The 16,022-nt window shown below is 38.6% G+C and carries 15 protein-coding genes; 6 read left to right on the forward strand and 9 right to left on the reverse strand.

The genetic code is table 11. The annotated features are described in order from the left end of the window. Positions 1-4: 4 nt before the first annotated feature. The 3 genes from ACFI4Z_RS00260 to ACFI4Z_RS00270 all read left to right on the forward strand — a co-directional run bounded on the left by ACFI4Z_RS00260 (position 5) and on the right by ACFI4Z_RS00270 (position 1,801). Complete coding sequence (locus ACFI4Z_RS00260) at positions 5-1,015, forward strand: GlxA family transcriptional regulator (RefSeq protein WP_462668843.1); 1,011 nt, start codon at positions 5-7, stop codon at positions 1,013-1,015. A gap of 17 nt (positions 1,016-1,032) precedes the next feature. Beyond that, positions 1,033-1,557 carry an alpha/beta fold hydrolase gene (locus tag ACFI4Z_RS00265; protein WP_462668844.1) on the forward strand — a complete coding sequence of 175 codons (525 nt, stop codon included), beginning with the start codon at positions 1,033-1,035 and terminating at the stop codon, positions 1,555-1,557. Positions 1,558-1,618: 61 nt separating this feature from the next. Further along, positions 1,619-1,801: an alpha/beta fold hydrolase gene (locus tag ACFI4Z_RS00270; RefSeq protein WP_462668845.1), complete on the forward strand. Its 183-nt coding sequence runs from the start codon at positions 1,619-1,621 to the stop codon at positions 1,799-1,801. A 7-nt stretch (positions 1,802-1,808) separates the two neighbouring features. Here ACFI4Z_RS00270 and ACFI4Z_RS00275 read toward each other — a convergent pair whose 3' ends face one another. The 6 genes from ACFI4Z_RS00275 to ACFI4Z_RS00300 all read right to left on the reverse strand — a co-directional run bounded on the left by ACFI4Z_RS00275 (position 1,809) and on the right by ACFI4Z_RS00300 (position 7,072). Continuing rightward, complete coding sequence (locus ACFI4Z_RS00275; protein ID WP_462668846.1) at positions 1,809-2,324, reverse strand: MgtC/SapB family protein; 516 nt, start codon at positions 2,322-2,324, stop codon at positions 1,809-1,811. Then, on the reverse strand, positions 2,311-3,429 hold the full coding sequence (locus ACFI4Z_RS00280; protein ID WP_462668847.1) for a GNAT family N-acetyltransferase/peptidase C39 family protein: 1,119 nt from the start codon (positions 3,427-3,429) through the stop codon (positions 2,311-2,313). Before ACFI4Z_RS00280 ends, ACFI4Z_RS00275 begins: the two co-directional genes overlap by 14 nt. Beyond that, positions 3,429-4,823, reverse strand: a complete 1,395-nt coding sequence (locus ACFI4Z_RS00285; RefSeq protein ID WP_462668848.1) for a RimK family protein — start codon at positions 4,821-4,823, stop codon at positions 3,429-3,431. Before ACFI4Z_RS00285 ends, ACFI4Z_RS00280 begins: the two co-directional genes overlap by 1 nt. A gap of 193 nt (positions 4,824-5,016) precedes the next feature. After that, positions 5,017-5,493, reverse strand: coding sequence for a transcription elongation factor GreAB (locus ACFI4Z_RS00290; RefSeq protein ID WP_462668849.1), 477 nt, complete (start codon positions 5,491-5,493; stop codon positions 5,017-5,019). Between the two features lie 114 nt (positions 5,494-5,607). Then, complete coding sequence (locus tag ACFI4Z_RS00295) at positions 5,608-6,270, reverse strand: DUF2987 domain-containing protein (RefSeq protein ID WP_462668850.1); 663 nt, start codon at positions 6,268-6,270, stop codon at positions 5,608-5,610. After that, complete coding sequence (locus tag ACFI4Z_RS00300) at positions 6,263-7,072, reverse strand: glucosaminidase domain-containing protein (RefSeq protein WP_462668851.1); 810 nt, start codon at positions 7,070-7,072, stop codon at positions 6,263-6,265. Before ACFI4Z_RS00300 ends, ACFI4Z_RS00295 begins: the two co-directional genes overlap by 8 nt. Positions 7,073-7,277: 205 nt before the next feature. On the opposite strand from ACFI4Z_RS00300, the gene ACFI4Z_RS00305 reads away from it, so the two are divergent. Further along, entirely contained in the window at positions 7,278-8,567 is a 1,290-nt protein-coding gene (locus ACFI4Z_RS00305) for an anti-phage deoxyguanosine triphosphatase (protein ID WP_462668852.1), read from the forward strand. A 103-nt stretch (positions 8,568-8,670) separates the two neighbouring features. Here the strand turns inward: ACFI4Z_RS00305 and ACFI4Z_RS00310 are convergent, their stop codons facing one another. After that, positions 8,671-10,827, reverse strand: coding sequence for a prolyl oligopeptidase family serine peptidase (locus tag ACFI4Z_RS00310; protein WP_462668853.1), 2,157 nt, complete (start codon positions 10,825-10,827; stop codon positions 8,671-8,673). Between the two features lie 158 nt (positions 10,828-10,985). Between ACFI4Z_RS00310 and ACFI4Z_RS00315 the strand changes: the two genes are divergently transcribed. Both ACFI4Z_RS00315 and ACFI4Z_RS00320 read left to right on the forward strand, forming a co-directional pair. Further along, positions 10,986-11,306 carry an Mpo1-like protein gene (locus ACFI4Z_RS00315; protein WP_462668854.1) on the forward strand — a complete coding sequence of 107 codons (321 nt, stop codon included), beginning with the start codon at positions 10,986-10,988 and terminating at the stop codon, positions 11,304-11,306. Between the two features lie 65 nt (positions 11,307-11,371). Continuing rightward, on the forward strand, positions 11,372-13,219 hold the full coding sequence (locus ACFI4Z_RS00320; RefSeq protein ID WP_462668855.1) for an ABC transporter ATP-binding protein: 1,848 nt from the start codon (positions 11,372-11,374) through the stop codon (positions 13,217-13,219). Positions 13,220-13,294: 75 nt separating this feature from the next. Here the strand turns inward: ACFI4Z_RS00320 and ACFI4Z_RS00325 are convergent, their stop codons facing one another. Both ACFI4Z_RS00325 and ACFI4Z_RS00330 read right to left on the reverse strand, forming a co-directional pair. Next, positions 13,295-13,978: an HvfX family Cu-binding RiPP maturation protein gene (locus ACFI4Z_RS00325; protein WP_462668856.1), complete on the reverse strand. Its 684-nt coding sequence runs from the start codon at positions 13,976-13,978 to the stop codon at positions 13,295-13,297. 62 nt (positions 13,979-14,040) lie between these two features. Beyond that, a complete protein-coding gene (locus ACFI4Z_RS00330; protein WP_462668857.1) occupies positions 14,041-16,002 on the reverse strand; it encodes an FAD-dependent oxidoreductase in 1,962 nt (653 codons plus the stop codon). Positions 16,003-16,022: the final 20 nt, after the last annotated feature.

Genomic DNA, 16,022 nt, shown 5'->3' on the forward strand with positions numbered 1-16,022 from the left:
TTAAGTGGACAAAAAAATAGCAACCACCCCATTAAAAATTAGTTTATTGGTTTATCAGCACTTATTAATCACTAGTTTAACACTGCCAATTGAAATGCTTAGAGCGGGCGAGGCATTTGCAAAGAGCCATTTAAATAAATGTGAATTTCGACCATTGGAAATTTACTTGGTGGCAGAAGACCCCCAGCCAATTACAAATCGCACCGGTTTATCAATCGTACCTGATTGTACTTATGACACTGCGCCTAACAGTGATCTCATTATTGTTCCGGGAATTTGGCGAAACCCACGCCCTGTTGTCAAAAAAAATAATGGTTTAGTAAATTGGCTTGATCAAAGCTGGCAAGACAACAGTCAAGTTATCGGGGTTGGTACCGGTAACTGCTTGCTAGCACAGGCAGGATTACTTGATGGTCATCCTGCAACAACTCACTGGCACTATGCTGAGCAATTCAAACGAGACTACCCTAAAGTGTTGCTAAAGCCCGATTTCTTCATCACACAGTCTGAGCGATTATACAGTGTAGCGAGCTTAAATGCGCTTGCAGATGTTATTGTTCATATTATAAACCAATATTACGGTCAACAGGCTGCACAACACGTGGAGCGTAACTTTTCTCATGAAATTAGGAAGCCTTATGAAGATCAACGTTACCTTGAAGGGGCTGTTGATAAACACCCTGATGAATTGATTGCGCAAATACAATTTTGGCTAAAAAATAATTTGGCTGGTGAGCATACATTAGCAAAAGTGGCAGAATTATTTGGTTTGAGTTACCGTACATTTACTCGCCGTTTTCGAAATGCAACTAATCAAAATCCGGTTGAGTATTGGCAGCAATTACGAGTACAAACGGCTAAAGAGCTGTTGGCTTCATCTAATCTTACAATCCAAGAAGTTGCTTTAGAGGTTGGTTATAACGATCAAGGGCATTTAACTCGAGTTTTTAGGAAATATTTATCGCAAACCCCTACTGACTATCGTGCCATAGTAAGACGTAAGTTATTTGGCTAAATAAATTAAGGATACATATGATAATTCAAGGAACAGGTAAACCAATTGTTTTACTTCATGGGGTCACTTCGTCTTGTTTCGCTTGGCAAGATGTTATTCCTTATTTAAGTACTGATTATAAAGTATACGCGTTCACTGCATTAGGCCACAATGGTGGAAACAAACCCACTGGTAAAATTGAGATTAACGATCTTGTGGATGACATAGAACAATTACTTGATCAGCACAATTTAACATCCCCCTATATTGTTGGTAACTCTATGGGTGGCTGGGTAGCCATTGAACTTGCTAAACGTGGTCGAGCGTGCGGTGTTTGTGCCATATCACCTGCTGGGGTATGGCAAGTAAACGGCAGTGAGCAAAGACATGCACTTAAACAAATTAAATACTTATCTAGGTTATCTGCTCTTTGCCTGCCTTTTGTATCCATTTTGTCTAAAAGTGCAATATTACGCCATTTTTCGTTAAAGAAAGTAGCCGTAAAAGATGAAAAGCTTACACCAAAACAGTTCAAGCAAGCGGTAAAAGATGTGTGCATGTAGCGTTAAACACGACTTTCTCACTTCCCAAAAAGCTTTATCTGCAGCAAAACTAGGTTGCCCTATGACATTGCTTTGGCCCGCTCAAGATAAATTATTCCCAATTGATACAACGGCTAAGTCAGCTCAAAAAATGTTCCCAACTGCGAAATTTGTCACTTTGCCAAATTTAGGTCATGTTCCCATGATTGATGACCCTGAACTAGTAGCTCAAGAAATTATTTCAGCCATGGGAGATTATAAATAGATATACGTTAGCTTTTCGGCGGCTTCGGTGGTTCAGCGTGTCTGTAATATCGCTTGGTATAAATTTTAACATGACGGTGAACGCCTTTACTCAAGCTTTTAAACTGAGCCTCAAGCACATCAACACCATACAAAATACCAACAACGAACACAGATAATTTAATAGCAGAACCAGTATGCTTTGTTGCTATCATTACGCCGATAGCAGCAAGTACCCAAATGGTTGCAGCCGAGGTTACGCCAACAACAGCGCCATCCTTCGCTAACATAACACCCGCACCTAAAAAGCCAATTCCTGTAATTATTTGCCCAACAACGCGTGAATGATCAATTACATCACCCTGTAACATAAATGCAGATGCAAGAAACAAATAGGTGCCTAAAATAATCAGTACTGAGGTACGTATACCAACAGGCTTTCCCCGCAGTTGACGCTCTGCACCAATAATAGTACCACAAAACGCAGCTGTGCCGATTGCAGTCCATGAATAAGGAGTTATATCTACAAGTTCATAAATTGTCATTATAGCTAATTGCCAATGCTGTTTTTAATCTACTTACACCAAATGCTGCCATTTTACTGAAGTCGGCTGTTGAAACTGGTACATGCTGACAATCTATCGCTAGTTGTTTCTGCGTTTCACAAAATGGGTCATGAACATATAAACAATGTTCATCTAGGTGCGTTACACATACCCAATGCGGTGACTTTTTGCCGTCAAAGCGATAAGTACTGATCAAAAGTAACACCGCCCTGCCCTGACTAAGCCAAAACTCAATATCAGTAAGCTCAACATCTTGATAGCTAATATCAATATTTTGCTGTGCTATTTGCTGTGAAAATTGATTGTGGACAGTGTGCAAAATAGCTTTTTTGCTTTCACTTCGTACTCCATCAACGAACAAAGCGTTTTGGGTATTTAACATTACAGATACAGTATATCCGCGTTTATTTGCAGCTAATGCCAACCCCAATGGGTGGCATCCACCATGCCCAGAGGTCATAAAAATAGTAGTCGCCTCTCGCCATAAATCTAACTCTAACTGCTGAGATTGCTGTTGTGCCTGATTAACGCGTGCCATTGCCATTAATAATGCCGCCGGACCACACGTAAATTCAGTTGTTTGCTGATACCAGGGTGTAGGCGCTAACAATACCTGCGGCTGAGTACCTCTAATATTTTTTTGCATTCGCAATGCATCGCTATGATCATCATAGTAATCACTGTATTGACCAAATACACGGTAACCTTCACTTTCATACAGAGCAATTGCTGCTTTGTTGTTTACAGCAACTTCTAGGCGCATATATATTCGTCCACGCATAGCTGTGCTTTTCTCAAGCTCAGTTAAAAGATATTTAGCAACGCCTTTACCCCGAGCACTTGGTTTAATCGCCAGTGAATACAAACGGGCTAAGCGCGTGCCTTTATGGCACCAAACTAAACCATAGCCTAGTAATTCTTCGTTGTGCTCAACCACCAGCATTATGCCATGCTTTGCCAATATCCAACGTTTTAAGCTTCGCGCACTCAACCTATCTAAATTAAAACACTGTTGCTCTATATTAATTAATTCAGCCAAATCACTCTCAATTGCTACTCGCGCTGACATTGAAATACCGTCCATTAACCGCGACCTCGTGACTCTAAGCGTTGTCTAAATTCATCCATAATGATCATATAAAGCTCATCACCAAGGTAAGCATCTTCTACTTTATGATCAATGCTTGGGTTGTCGTTTACCTCAAGAACATAAGCACGTCCTTGTTGTTCTTTAACATCAACACCGTATAGACCTTTACCGACGACTTTACAGGCTTTCAACGCAGCATCTAACACCACTTTAGGTAATTCAAATGTCGGTAATGTTTCAAAACCACCAGAGAAAAATCGCTTAGCGTCATGGTTATAAATCTGCCAATGATTACGAGCCATTAAGTAACGACATGCATAAATTGCACGTCCATTTAACACGCCTACTCGCCAATCATATTCGGTATACATGTATTCCTGTGCTAAAACTAATGCACTAAATGCAAATAACTCAGCCAATTTGGACTCAAGCTCTAGCCTATTACTTACTTTATAAACACCCTTTGAAAATGATCCCTCAGGCATTTTTAATACCAACGGATAGGTAAAATTTTGCTCAAGTTGTTCAATCGTCTCTTTAGTTTGTTCTGCCACTACGAGAGTTTTTAAGCTCGGTACTTTTTGATAATTAAAGGCATCATGTAAATATACTTTGTTACAACAACGTAAAATTGAATCAGCATCATCCATTACAACTAAACCTAAGTTTTGTGCTTTGAAGGCTAGCCGATAGGTAGGGTGATCTATCGCTGTTGTTTGACGGATAAATAGCGCGTCAAATTGCGCGATGTTGCTAATTTCTTCAATGCTTAATGCCTGTGCATAAATACCATGTTTAGCGGCTGCTTTAATAAAGCGGGTAATCGCATCTTTATCACTTGGTGGCACCTTTTCATCATGATCAACTAAGATAGCCATATCCCATCTATAACGACGTTTAGAGCCACTAATTCGCCATTGAGTTTGGGTAAATTGAGTTAGCTTATTTACAAATGCAGTTTGTTGTTCACTCGTTAATGATGATAACGATCCTTGCTTAAGCTCACCCAAATCGCTTACAAATAAAATAGGTGCAGGAAACAAAGTAAATAGTGCTTTTACCGATTTTGCTTGCAACTCATTATCCGTTTCACCGAAATATATAACGTCTGTTACACCTCTATGTTCAACAGGTACAACGTGCCCATTTCGCAACGCATTTATTGTTTTTACACTTGGCAGCACTTGATGTTTACGTGCTTCAGCTAGCAAAGAGCAATAATAGCCTTTGCTCAAATACTGGCTTGAATCACACAAATTTATGATGCGTGTTTTTAGTTCGTTATGTTTTGGGTATTCACGTAAATAAGTATTAAAAGATATGACATTTTCGAATGATTGAGCCAAAAATTGCTCATTGTTATCAACCACAATTAAGGTTTTAAACACGACTTTTCCTAAAAGTAAGTCAAAATAATAATTTATAAATAGAAACACCCATCATGTTAAGTTTAGGTTAGATCACACTATCACTTAACAAGATGGGTGCTTTAGCTGTTGCTATTGGCTATTTATAAATGGTTTTAAATCAACTGACCAGCAAGATATTTTTCACCTTAGGATAAGTAAATTTTATCGATGACTACAGTATTTCATCAATCACTAATAGCTGGGACTCACCGGCTATAGTGAAAGTAACCTCATCATTTATTTGTCTATTCATCAGGTCATTACCTAAAGGAGATTGCGGTGTTAATACGTAAACCAATTCCCCTTTAACAGTAACCGATAAACCACCAGACATGGGGCCTAAAAAATACCATTTTCTATCTTCATTTTCATCACACACAGCCACAAGCGAGCCCAGAGACACTTTATCTTTAATAGACTCTTTGAATACTTTTTCAAACTCAACAAGGCTTAAATGACAATCATTCACTCGCTGAGCTTGCCCTTGTGCTAAATAAGCGGCTTCAAGTCCTAATGTATCGTACTTGTTCTCAGCAATATTCTCTTCATGAGTAGCTGCATCATGGGCCGTTTTAGCTGCAACTTGTGCAGTTGTAAGCTGCGCTTGAAGAGCAAAGCGCAAATGCTCAATAATATGTGATTTATTCATTAATATTAGAAATTCGATATGTTTAATGTAGGAGTAAATTAGACAATGCTAATGAATTGACTGTTTTTAAAAGTAATGCATTGAAAATCAATGCATTACTTATCAGCCCATTTTTTATTTAGTGATCCAGGGAGTCACTTTCAACAAAGGAGATGTAGTATTAAAGGCAGTATTATCATCCTCCCAGTCATCTGGTATAGCAACATGGCAAACAGCGTCTTTACAATTAAATGCTTTGTCATCTATGTTTACTGTTTGTGCAAAAGTGAGAACAAGACCCTTTTGATCTGGTAATAAAAAGCTCATTAATTTACTAATAAAAAAACCTGACAAATCTGATAGTAAATCATCAAACTCTGCATTTAATTGAAACATTTGGTGCTTATTCAAGTCGCCATTAGCAAACTCTCGTGCCTCTATTTGTAGTTTCAATTGACAATCATGTTGTTCATTAATTGGTTCAATAACAATAACAGCTTTATCTTTATCTAATTGTTGATCATAAGGTAACAACAACTGTGCTTGATCTGTATAATTAAGTGCAAATTCCTGTCGCTCCGTAATAATTCGCCCTGTTTTAATCAAACACTCATCGCCAGTTGCAATATCAGTGATATAAAAATTCACTTGGGCAAATTGGAAATCCCCTTTGTTAACCACTTTTAATCGATCATAAAATCCGTCGTATGAAACAACAAACTCCTTAGAGTGAGCGCCAGTGCTAAGCAGCGTGAAAATAACAGTGAAGGCGAAAAATATTGCCTTAAAATTATTCATTAAAATATGCCTTATTATGTTTAATCATTTGGTTTAATTCTTTTATATACTCTTCGCCTCGCTCTGAATAAGACATCAAACCATAGGTTAGTTTATTAGCGTCGAGCGGTTTTTGCTGGCGACGTAAATCAGCACGTATAGTACGAAGACCTTTGTAGGCTGCATGTGTATTGAGGTTTTTAAAATATGAAGCAACACCTTGACGCACAGACTGAAAAGCAGCAACTTCATGAGCAGCGCCTGTGTTGCGCCTACTCGGTACCATGCCACAACCTTTTTTATAGCACCACTGGCCAAAAAAGTTTAAACCTATACGTGCAAAACGCGATGTTCCCCAGGCAGATTCATTCGCAGCTTGCATTAGTGCCATTTCTTTTGGAATGATATCAACCCGTCTTAGTGCCTGTGTTAATGAAATTGTATTAATTAGGTCGGGTAACTTATATTGATTAAGAATTGCTTTGACTTGCTTAGTCTGCTTTTTATTAATCGGTTCATCATACTGTAGCATCATCAAAGCAATTTCCAGCGTTGCGCGTTGCTGTAATATTTTCTTATTTTCCGCTTCTACATGTGGACGAATGAAATCAAAGAAGGCTTGCTTCTTTTCTTTTACATCAGTAAAAGCACTAAATATTGGTAAATCGACGTTGTGCAGAGGTTTTTCTTTTTTCTTCACTGAAGGTTCGGTTTGTGCTTCTACCTCGGGCTCAGAAACTGGCCCCGTTGTCTGAATAAATGGGTAAAGTAACGCCCAAATAAAAAACAAACTTAGTAAAAAACTAATTATGTGCTTTAGCATGTATTCTCCAAGAGATCTGACTCCGATGCATGGTTTATCCCCATGCATGCATTCTATCTATTATACCTAAGGCACTAAATAAAGGCTAATTTGTAAAATTTTGTTTTCTTTCTATATGAAAAATATAACCTATTGGGGGATTTTTAATTTGAATAAATCCGCTACAATCGATATATAAAACCAACGCGGTAAGTGGGATGTATTAATGGAATTAGAGTGGCAAAGCAGGATCATTAATCAGAATAAATCAAGACCAAATGACAACCGTTCACCATGGCAAGTTGACCGCTCCCGTATAATACATGCCGCAGCATTTAGACGCCTACAAGCTAAAACCCAAATAATGGGAATAGGACTAAATGACTTTCATCGTACACGTTTAACTCACTCTCTAGAAGTATCGCAAATTGGTAGTGGTTTGTTACGCCACCTAGAAAAACAGCATCCTGATTTTAAATACTTTCCTGATCAAAGCTTACTCGAAACATTATGTTTGGCACATGATATTGGCCATCCGCCTTATGGCCATGGCGGTGAAATAGCACTTAATTATATGATGAGAGAGCATGGTGGGTTTGAAGGTAACGCACAAACGCTTCGGATCGTATCGCACTTAGAGCCATATAGTGACGGTCATGGCATGAATTTAACACGGCGAACATTATTGGGTTTTATTAAATACCCTGCGTTTATCGCCGATTTATGGCACACCATACCTGAGCACAATCCTAAAAGAGCGTTTATAAAAGCGGATGATTGGCGCCCAGCTAAAGGGCTATATCAAGATGACAAAGAAACATTTCATTGGATAGTTGCCCCATTGTCAGCAAAAGATAAAAGCAACTTAAGCCAATTTAGTAAGCTTGACTCGTTTAGGTCAAAAACACGTTTTAAATCACTTGATGCTGCTATTATGGAATTAGCTGATGATATTGCTTATGCCGTACATGATTTAGAGGATGCGATTACAACAGAGCAAATTACATTAAAGGAATGGGAAAGTTATGCATTGCCTGCTCTTAAAAAAGTAAATTGCCCATGGCTAGAAACCAGTCAATTAACCGAGCGATTATTTTTAAACTCTGAAGCACAACGAAAAGATGTAATTGGTGAGTTAGTAAATTTATTTATAACACAATCATGTATTACCCCAACAGAGGTTACATTCGACTGCCCTATTCTAAATTTTACTGTTGAACTATCAAGTGAATATCAAAGCCTGCTAGACACATTAAAATCTTTTATATACCAGCGTTTAATACGCGCCTCACACATGCAGCAAATAGAGTTTAAAGGTCAAAAATTGATTATTGAGTTATTTGAAGCCTTCTCATGTGATCCTCTTCGGTTATTACCAGAAACAACAGCAAATGCTTATCAACAAGCTCTTGATAATGGATTGAATACACACCGTGTTATTTGTGATTACCTAAGTGGAATGACAGATGAATATGCGTTTAAAACACACCAGCGTCTTTTTTCAAGCAGTAACTGAGATAATGACATGTCAGCGATGTTAATTCGGAATTATTAAATCTGAAGCGAGCTTAAAATAGCTTAATAAACGCCGAAGTATTACTTCGGCGTTTTTTATAATATTACAGTGACTTTATTCCCATATTGTATAAGGTAAAGCCATAAATATCAGCATATTGATCAATGATCTTGCTTGTTGGTGTTCCAGCGCCATGACCCGCATTTGTTTCAATGCGAATAAGGTATGGATTACTACCCGCTCCTTTGGCTTGTAGCTCTGCAGCAAACTTATAAGAATGCGCAGGAACAACTCGGTCATCGTGATCACCCGTTGTAACTAATGTTGCAGGATAAGACACACCTTCTTTTACGTTGTGTACTGGCGAATAGCCCTTAAGATAGTTGAACATCTCTTGGCTTTGTTCACTTGTACCATAATCATACGCCCAGCCTGCACCAGCAGTAAACGTATGATAACGTAGCATATCAAGTACACCTACCGCAGGAAGCGCTACTTTAAATAGCTCTGGGCGTTGTGTCATGACAGCGCCAACCAATAAACCACCGTTTGAGCCACCACGCACTGCTAAATAGTCACTAGATGTATATTTTTTCTCATTTAAGTATTCAGCTGCAGCGATGAAGTCATCAAACACGTTTTGTTTTTTCAGCTGGGTACCCGCATCGTGCCACGCTTTACCGTATTCACCACCGCCACGAATATTTGCCACTGCATAGACACCACCTTGTTCAAGCCATGCGGCAATCGCAGAGCTAAACCCAGGTGTCATGCTTGCGTTAAAACCGCCGTAGCCATATAAGATTGTCGGATTTTTACCGTTAAGTTTAGTGTCTTTTTTATACGAGATAATCATCGGTACTTTTGTACCGTCTTTTGATGTATAAAATACTTGCTCAGATGTATAAGCATCAGAATCAAATTTAGCACCTGATTTGCGATACACATCAGACTCACCTGTGTTTACATCAAAAGCAAAAGTGGTGCCAGGCGTGATATAATTTGCAAACGAATAATAAAGCGTTTCGCTTTCTTTTTTACCACTAAAACCACGTGCAGTCCCTACGCCTGGCAGGCTAATTTCACGCACTAACTTACCAGACTTATCAAATTGCTGAACTTTAGAAATTGCATCAACCATATATTTAGCAAAGAAATAGTTGCCACCTTTTGACATGCTTAACACATTATCAGTTTGTGCAATTAAATCTTGCCATTGATCAGGTGTAGGATTTGCTGCATCAACAGTGACCACTTTTTTGTTTGGTGCGTTTAAATTGGTAACAAGGAATAATTTACTTCCTTCATTATCAAGCAAGTAGGTATCTGACTCAGTGTGCCCTACAATTGTTTTAAGCTCACTATCAGGTTGGGTAAGGTCTTTTATAAACAGTTTATTGCCTGAAGTAGACACGCTAGCTGAAATAATTAAATAACGGTTATCAGAAGTTACAGATGCACCAATGTAACGGTGTTTCTCAGTGTCAGAGCCGCCAAAGACTAACTCGTCCTCACTCTGCGCTGTGCCCAGTTTATGGAAGTACACCTTGTGTTGATCTGTTTTAGCGGATAATTCACTGCCCTTAGGTTTGTCATAACTAGAGTAGTAAAACCCTTCATTTGCAAGCCACGAAATACCACTGAATTTAACATCCACTAGGTTTTTTTCGATTGGTTGTTTGGTTTCAGTATCAATAATAATGATTTTTCGCCAATCACTGCCACCTTCTGAAATTTGATACGCAGCTAACGAGCCATCTTCAGAAAATGTAAGACCTGACATTGACGTTGTACCATCTTCACTAAACGTATTTGGGTCTAAGAAAACCTCAGCTTCAGCGTCGCCTAACTTACGATAAAGCACATATTGATTTTGCAAACCATCGTTTTTGTAAAAGTACGTGTATTTACCTTCTACGAAAGGTGCAGTGACCTTTTCATAATTCATTAATTTTTCAAGGCTTGCTTTCAATTTGTCACGATAAGGGATATTTTCAAGATATGAAAAAGTCAGCTCGTTTTGGGTTTTAACCCATTGTGCGGTTTCTTCACTCATATCATCTTCTAACCACCGATATGGATCAGCTACTTTCTCATCAAAATAAACGTCTACAACGCTTCCTTTTTTAGTTTTAGGGTACATTAATGACTGTTCAGCAGGTGTTTCAGTTTTGGCATTATTTTCAGTTGAAGTAGTAGGTGCATCAGTACACCCTCCAAGCGCTATGATGACTGCGCAAGCTAAGACGTTTTTTAACATGATATCTTCTTTTTTGATTATTAACTTAATCAGGTACGTTATTTAGTAACGCAAGCGTTGTCTAGTCTAATGCGACAAATACACCTTTATACTGTAAAAATATGTAAACCTTTACAAATAAAACGTTACACTGTTGTTTTGTATATTAAGGAATAAATATGGATAACAACAATACGTCCACTTCTTTTACTTCATTTAAAGAGTTTTATCCTTATTACTTGTCTGAACATACAAATAAAATATGTAGACGACTTCATTTTATTGGCAGTGTGCTTGTTTTATGTTTACTTAGTTATTCAATTTTAAGCAAGCAGTTTTATTTACTCTGGTTCATCCCTGTTATTGGTTATGGTTTTGCATGGATTGGCCATTTTTATTTTGAAAAAAATCGCCCTGCAACTTTCAAACACCCTTTTTATAGTTTATGGGGAGATTGGGTGATGTTTAAAGATATACTTGTTAGGAAAATCCCATGGTAATGTCCCTGTAATTAATCGACCACAGTGCTATAGTAGCGGTAATTTTTGCTATTTAAGATATTAAAATGTATCGATTATTTGAGCGGATGACCAAGCCGTTTCCAGACCACAAACCGACTCAACCTCCAGCCAGTTTATTTGCGTTTTGTAGACATTACACTAAAGGGATGGAGATATCCCTTTTCTTCATGTCAATCAGTGCCGCGATGCTGGCTATTTTAGAAGTTTCATTATTTAGCTATATGGGCCAGCTTGTTGATTGGTTGGCTATCTATACCCCAGAAACGTTATTTACAGAACAAAAGTCTGAACTCATTAAAATGGCTTTGGTGCTATTAGTGGTTCTACCTTTAGTGGTATTTTTTCACTCTGCTATATTACACCAAGCACTTTTGGGGAATTACCCAATGTCAATACGTTGGCTTGCCCATAGATATTTACTGCGTCAAAGTGTTAGTTTTTATCAAAATGAGTTCGCTGGACGAATAGCAACGAAAGTAATGCAAACCTCTCTTGCTGTTCGAGAGTCAGTAATGAAACTACTTGATGTGCTTATGTATATTGTTGTTTATTTTGGTGCGATGGTATTTTTAGTAGCGGAAGCTGACTGGCGCTTGATGATCCCGCTGCTTACCTGGCTTGCATGTTATAGCGCTATTCAGATGTACTTTGTTCCTAAATTAAAACGTATTGCCAGCTCTCAAGCTGATGCTCGCTCAGAAATGACAGGCAGAATAGTCGACAGTTACACAAATATTTCGACTATTAAACTCTTCTCATACACGCAGCGCGAAGAACACTATGCGAAAGAAAGTATGGATGTATTCTTACAGCCTGTTTATAAGCAGATGCGATTAGTTACCAGTTTAAATTTATGCATCAATAGCCTCAATTATCTTCTAGTTTTCAGTGTGGCTGCGCTTTCACTGTACTTGTGGTCTTTGAGCGCAATCAGCGCTGGTGCGATAGCAATCGCAGTCAGTTTATCTTTACGATTAAACGGTATGGCACAATGGATCATGTGGGAAATAAGCAGCCTTTTTGAAAATATAGGTACTGTCAGTGATGGCATGAAAACACTCTCAACGCCTATTGATGTTGATGATAAACCTGATGCCACATCACTAAAAATAGATACCGGACAAATTAGTTTTACGGATGTCCATTTTAATTATGGTAAAGCAGCTAACGAGACCAACCGTGGGCCTGTAATCAATGGTCTTAATTTGACAATTAAGCCGGGGGAAAAAATAGGTTTAGTTGGTCGTTCTGGTGCGGGTAAATCAACATTAGTTAATCTTTTATTACGATTCTATGATGTTGATAAAGGTACTATTCATATCGATGGACAAGATATCTCCACTGTGACACAAGAGAGCTTGCGACAGCATATAGCCATGGTTACGCAAGACACCTCTTTGTTACATCGCTCTGTTAAAGAAAATATTCTGTATGGTCGACCAGATGCAACCGCAGAAGAAATGCTCAACGTAACAAAGCAAGCCAAAGCGCTCGAGTTCATTGAGGATTTAGAAGACAGTAAAGGCAACAAAGGCTTTGCCGCACAAGTTGGCGAGCGTGGTGTAAAACTCTCAGGTGGTCAACGACAACGCATTGCAATTGCGCGTGTGTTACTAAAAAATGCCCCTATACTTATTTTAGACGAGGCAACGAGTGCACTTGACTCAGAAGTTGAAGCAGCAATACAGGCAAGTTTAGATGATTTAATGATGGGGAAAACCGTTATCGCCATTGCTCATAGACTCTCTACGATTGCTCAAATGGACAGACTAATTGTTCTAGATGAAGGCGGTATTGTTGAGCAAGGTAGTCATCAGGAGTTATTATTTCAAAATGGTATTTATGCTGCACTTTGGGCGCATCAGACGGGTGGCTTTATCGGTGTTGAATAAAGTTTAACAAACTCACATGCTCTTAGTGTTATTGCTTGGTTACAAGAGCATGTGAAATAGTTTAATCCTACATTATTATAACTTTATCCGCTTTTTTAACCAATAATCTGTACTCACTACACGACCGCCACCGCTGAAAAATAAACTGAGTAGCATTGCAAAATATATCGCTGAAAATTCGATACCATTGTTTAAAATAACCGGTTTGCCTTTTTCGTATAAGTAATCGGGGTATCCATGGTTTTCTACCAGTTCACGTATTGTATCAATACGCATTTTGGCTTCAACTGAATTCTCTAAGCTTGCATTTGCACCCGGTAGAGCTAACCAATCTAACACTTTAGCAGCACTAGTGCTGGGATCTGTTGGTGTGATTGCAAACCACCCATTATCCCAATGCACCGTTGTAGCAGCCACAACCATGGTAAACATAAGCGGAATTGTCACCAGTCTTGTTAATAAACCAATCAGTAATAACCAACCACCAATAAACTCTGTCCAGCCTGCTAAAAAAGCGAGTAAATCAGGAAATGGTAGGCCTAGACCCCACTGTTCATTACCAAACCAATTAACAACATCGCTTGATGCTAAAAAAAATTCGGAGAAACTTGACACATCTTGGCTGATATTTAGCTTGTTATATCCTGCAATGATCATAACTGGGGCAAGCATTAACCTAAAAATAAGCGCAGGAATGCCATCAGCAATGGATAGGCGTTTTATAATGAGAGAGTAAGTATTAAAAAGAGATGAAATCATAGCAGTCCTGTAATTTTGCTGTTCTAAATTACAAGACCGCTACTGGTAGAAACTTATTTCAGTTAAATTTTACGTGCAACTTGCAGAGCCTCAAAAATAGCACGTTTAGCATCTATTGCTGCAGCTAGTTTTGCGCCGCCTATTACATGCACTTTAGGGTTTTGCTCTAATGTACTAATTACTTCATTATTTGACACTTGCCCGATACATGCAATTACCGTATCAACAGGTAAAACTTGCTCCTCTCCAGCCACATTGATTGTTAGGCCTTGATTATCAAACTTTATATATTCACAACCTGCCACTTGTTTTACGCCATGTTGTTTTGCTACTTGACGATGGATCCAACCTGTAGTTTTGCCTAAATCACTGCCAAAACGTCCTGCACTTCGCTTAAGCATATATAACTGACGACTATCTTTGTGTGGTGTGGCATCACACTCAATTCCCCACTGAGATTTAAAGTCATTTATTGATTGTTTTGGGTTTTCACTTAAAAAAGCAACCATATCAAAACCAATTCCACCTGCGCCTAAAATTGCAATCGAGTTACCAAGCTCAACTTCACCTCTTATAACTTCATCATAGGCAAAAACACGTTTACCATCTTCACACTGGAACGACGCTTCTCTTGGTCTAACGCCTGTAGCAAATACAATATCATCATAGCTATCAAGCATTGATTCAGCGTAGTCTTTTCCAAGCTCTATTTTTACATTTAAACGAGCTAATTCGTTGATAAAGTACGTTAGTGTGTAGTTAAAATCTTCTTTGCCGGGTATACGCATTGCCAAATTAAATTGCCCGCCCATATCTTGCTTTTTGTCAATTAGAGTAACCTTATGGCCTTTTTGTGCTAAGTAACAACTGGCAGAAAGCCCAGCCGGACCTGCTCCTACAACCAATACATTTTTAGCCTTTTCTGCTTGCACTAAAGGATAATCTAATTCAAAACCGGCTTGAGGATTCACCAAACATGTAGCACGCTTACCTTTGAATACGTGATCTAAACATCCTTGGTTACAGCCAATACACACATTGATATGTTTACTTTGCTCTGCTTGATATTTATTAAATAACTCAGGGTCAGCCAATAAAGGTCGAGCCATTGAGATGAGGTCAGCTTCACCGGCCTGTAAAATATCGTTGGCTATTTGCGGTGTATTGATACGGTTTACAGCAATCACAGGAACTGATACTACATCTTTTAATCGTTTTGATGCTTCTTTAAATGCACCCGGTGGGACCATACTTGCAATCGTAGGCACTCTTGCTTCGTGCCAACCTATGCCTGTATTGAAAATATCCACTCCCGCTTTTTCAAGTGCTTTGGCTTGAATCGTCACTTCATCGGGCGTAGAACCATTTGGAATTAAATCCATCACAGACAACCTAAATATAATGATAAAGCTGTCACTGACATTCGCACGCACAGCTTCAACAATTTCAATCGCTAAACGCATTCGATTTTCTGTGCTACCACCGTACTGATCATCACGTTTATTTGTGTGCTCAGCCATAAATTCATTAATAAGGTAACCTTCAGACCCCATGATTTCAACACCATCGTAGCCTGCTTTTTGCGCAAGCTTAGCTGAATGGGCAAAATCTTTAATGGTCTTTTTAATCGAACTAATTGACATCGACTTAGGTTTGTAAGGATTTATAGGTGCTTGAATAGCGCTCGGGGCTTGATTAAATGGATGATAAGCATAGCGGCCAGCATGTAACAATTGTAAGCAAATTTTACCGCCATTTTCATGCACTACATCAGTGTAAGCTCGGTGTTTTATCACATCATAAAAATTATTAAACGATGATGAAATAGGCGTTAACTTACCACGTATATTTGGGCTGTAACCTCCTGTAATAATCATACCCGTGCCACCTTTTGCACGTGCTTGATAAAATGCTTTTAAGCGCTTTCTATTGTGCCAGCCCTCTTCAAGCCCGGTATGCATTGATCCCATTACTAAGCGGTTACGTAAATGTGTGTGTTTTAGTTGTAATTGTTGTTCTAACATTTTGTGCCCCATTCAACTGG

Source organism: Pseudoalteromonas sp. RWi3 (assembly GCF_054960735.1).

Bases quoted from the DNA above. Each gene is read 5' to 3' on its own strand.
- ACFI4Z_RS00270 (WP_462668845.1), top strand. From the start codon at position 1,619: ATGACATTGCTTTGGCCCGCTCAAGATAAATTATTCCCAATTGATACA.
- ACFI4Z_RS00315 (WP_462668854.1), top strand. From the start codon at position 10,986: ATGGATAACAACAATACGTCCACTTCTTTTACTTCATTTAAAGAGTTT.
- ACFI4Z_RS00265 (WP_462668844.1), top strand. From the start codon at position 1,033: ATGATAATTCAAGGAACAGGTAAACCAATTGTTTTACTTCATGGGGTC.
- ACFI4Z_RS00305 (WP_462668852.1), top strand. From the start codon at position 7,278: ATGGAATTAGAGTGGCAAAGCAGGATCATTAATCAGAATAAATCAAGA.
- ACFI4Z_RS00300 (WP_462668851.1), bottom strand. From the start codon at position 7,072: ATGCTAAAGCACATAATTAGTTTTTTACTAAGTTTGTTTTTTATTTGG.
- ACFI4Z_RS00275 (WP_462668846.1), bottom strand. From the start codon at position 2,324: ATGACAATTTATGAACTTGTAGATATAACTCCTTATTCATGGACTGCA.
- ACFI4Z_RS00330 (WP_462668857.1), bottom strand. From the start codon at position 16,002: ATGTTAGAACAACAATTACAACTAAAACACACACATTTACGTAACCGC.
- ACFI4Z_RS00320 (WP_462668855.1), top strand. From the start codon at position 11,372: ATGTATCGATTATTTGAGCGGATGACCAAGCCGTTTCCAGACCACAAA.
- ACFI4Z_RS00290 (WP_462668849.1), bottom strand. From the start codon at position 5,493: ATGAATAAATCACATATTATTGAGCATTTGCGCTTTGCTCTTCAAGCG.
- ACFI4Z_RS00325 (WP_462668856.1), bottom strand. From the start codon at position 13,978: ATGATTTCATCTCTTTTTAATACTTACTCTCTCATTATAAAACGCCTA.
- ACFI4Z_RS00295 (WP_462668850.1), bottom strand. From the start codon at position 6,270: ATGAATAATTTTAAGGCAATATTTTTCGCCTTCACTGTTATTTTCACG.
- ACFI4Z_RS00280 (WP_462668847.1), bottom strand. From the start codon at position 3,429: ATGGACGGTATTTCAATGTCAGCGCGAGTAGCAATTGAGAGTGATTTG.
- ACFI4Z_RS00310 (WP_462668853.1), bottom strand. From the start codon at position 10,827: ATGTTAAAAAACGTCTTAGCTTGCGCAGTCATCATAGCGCTTGGAGGG.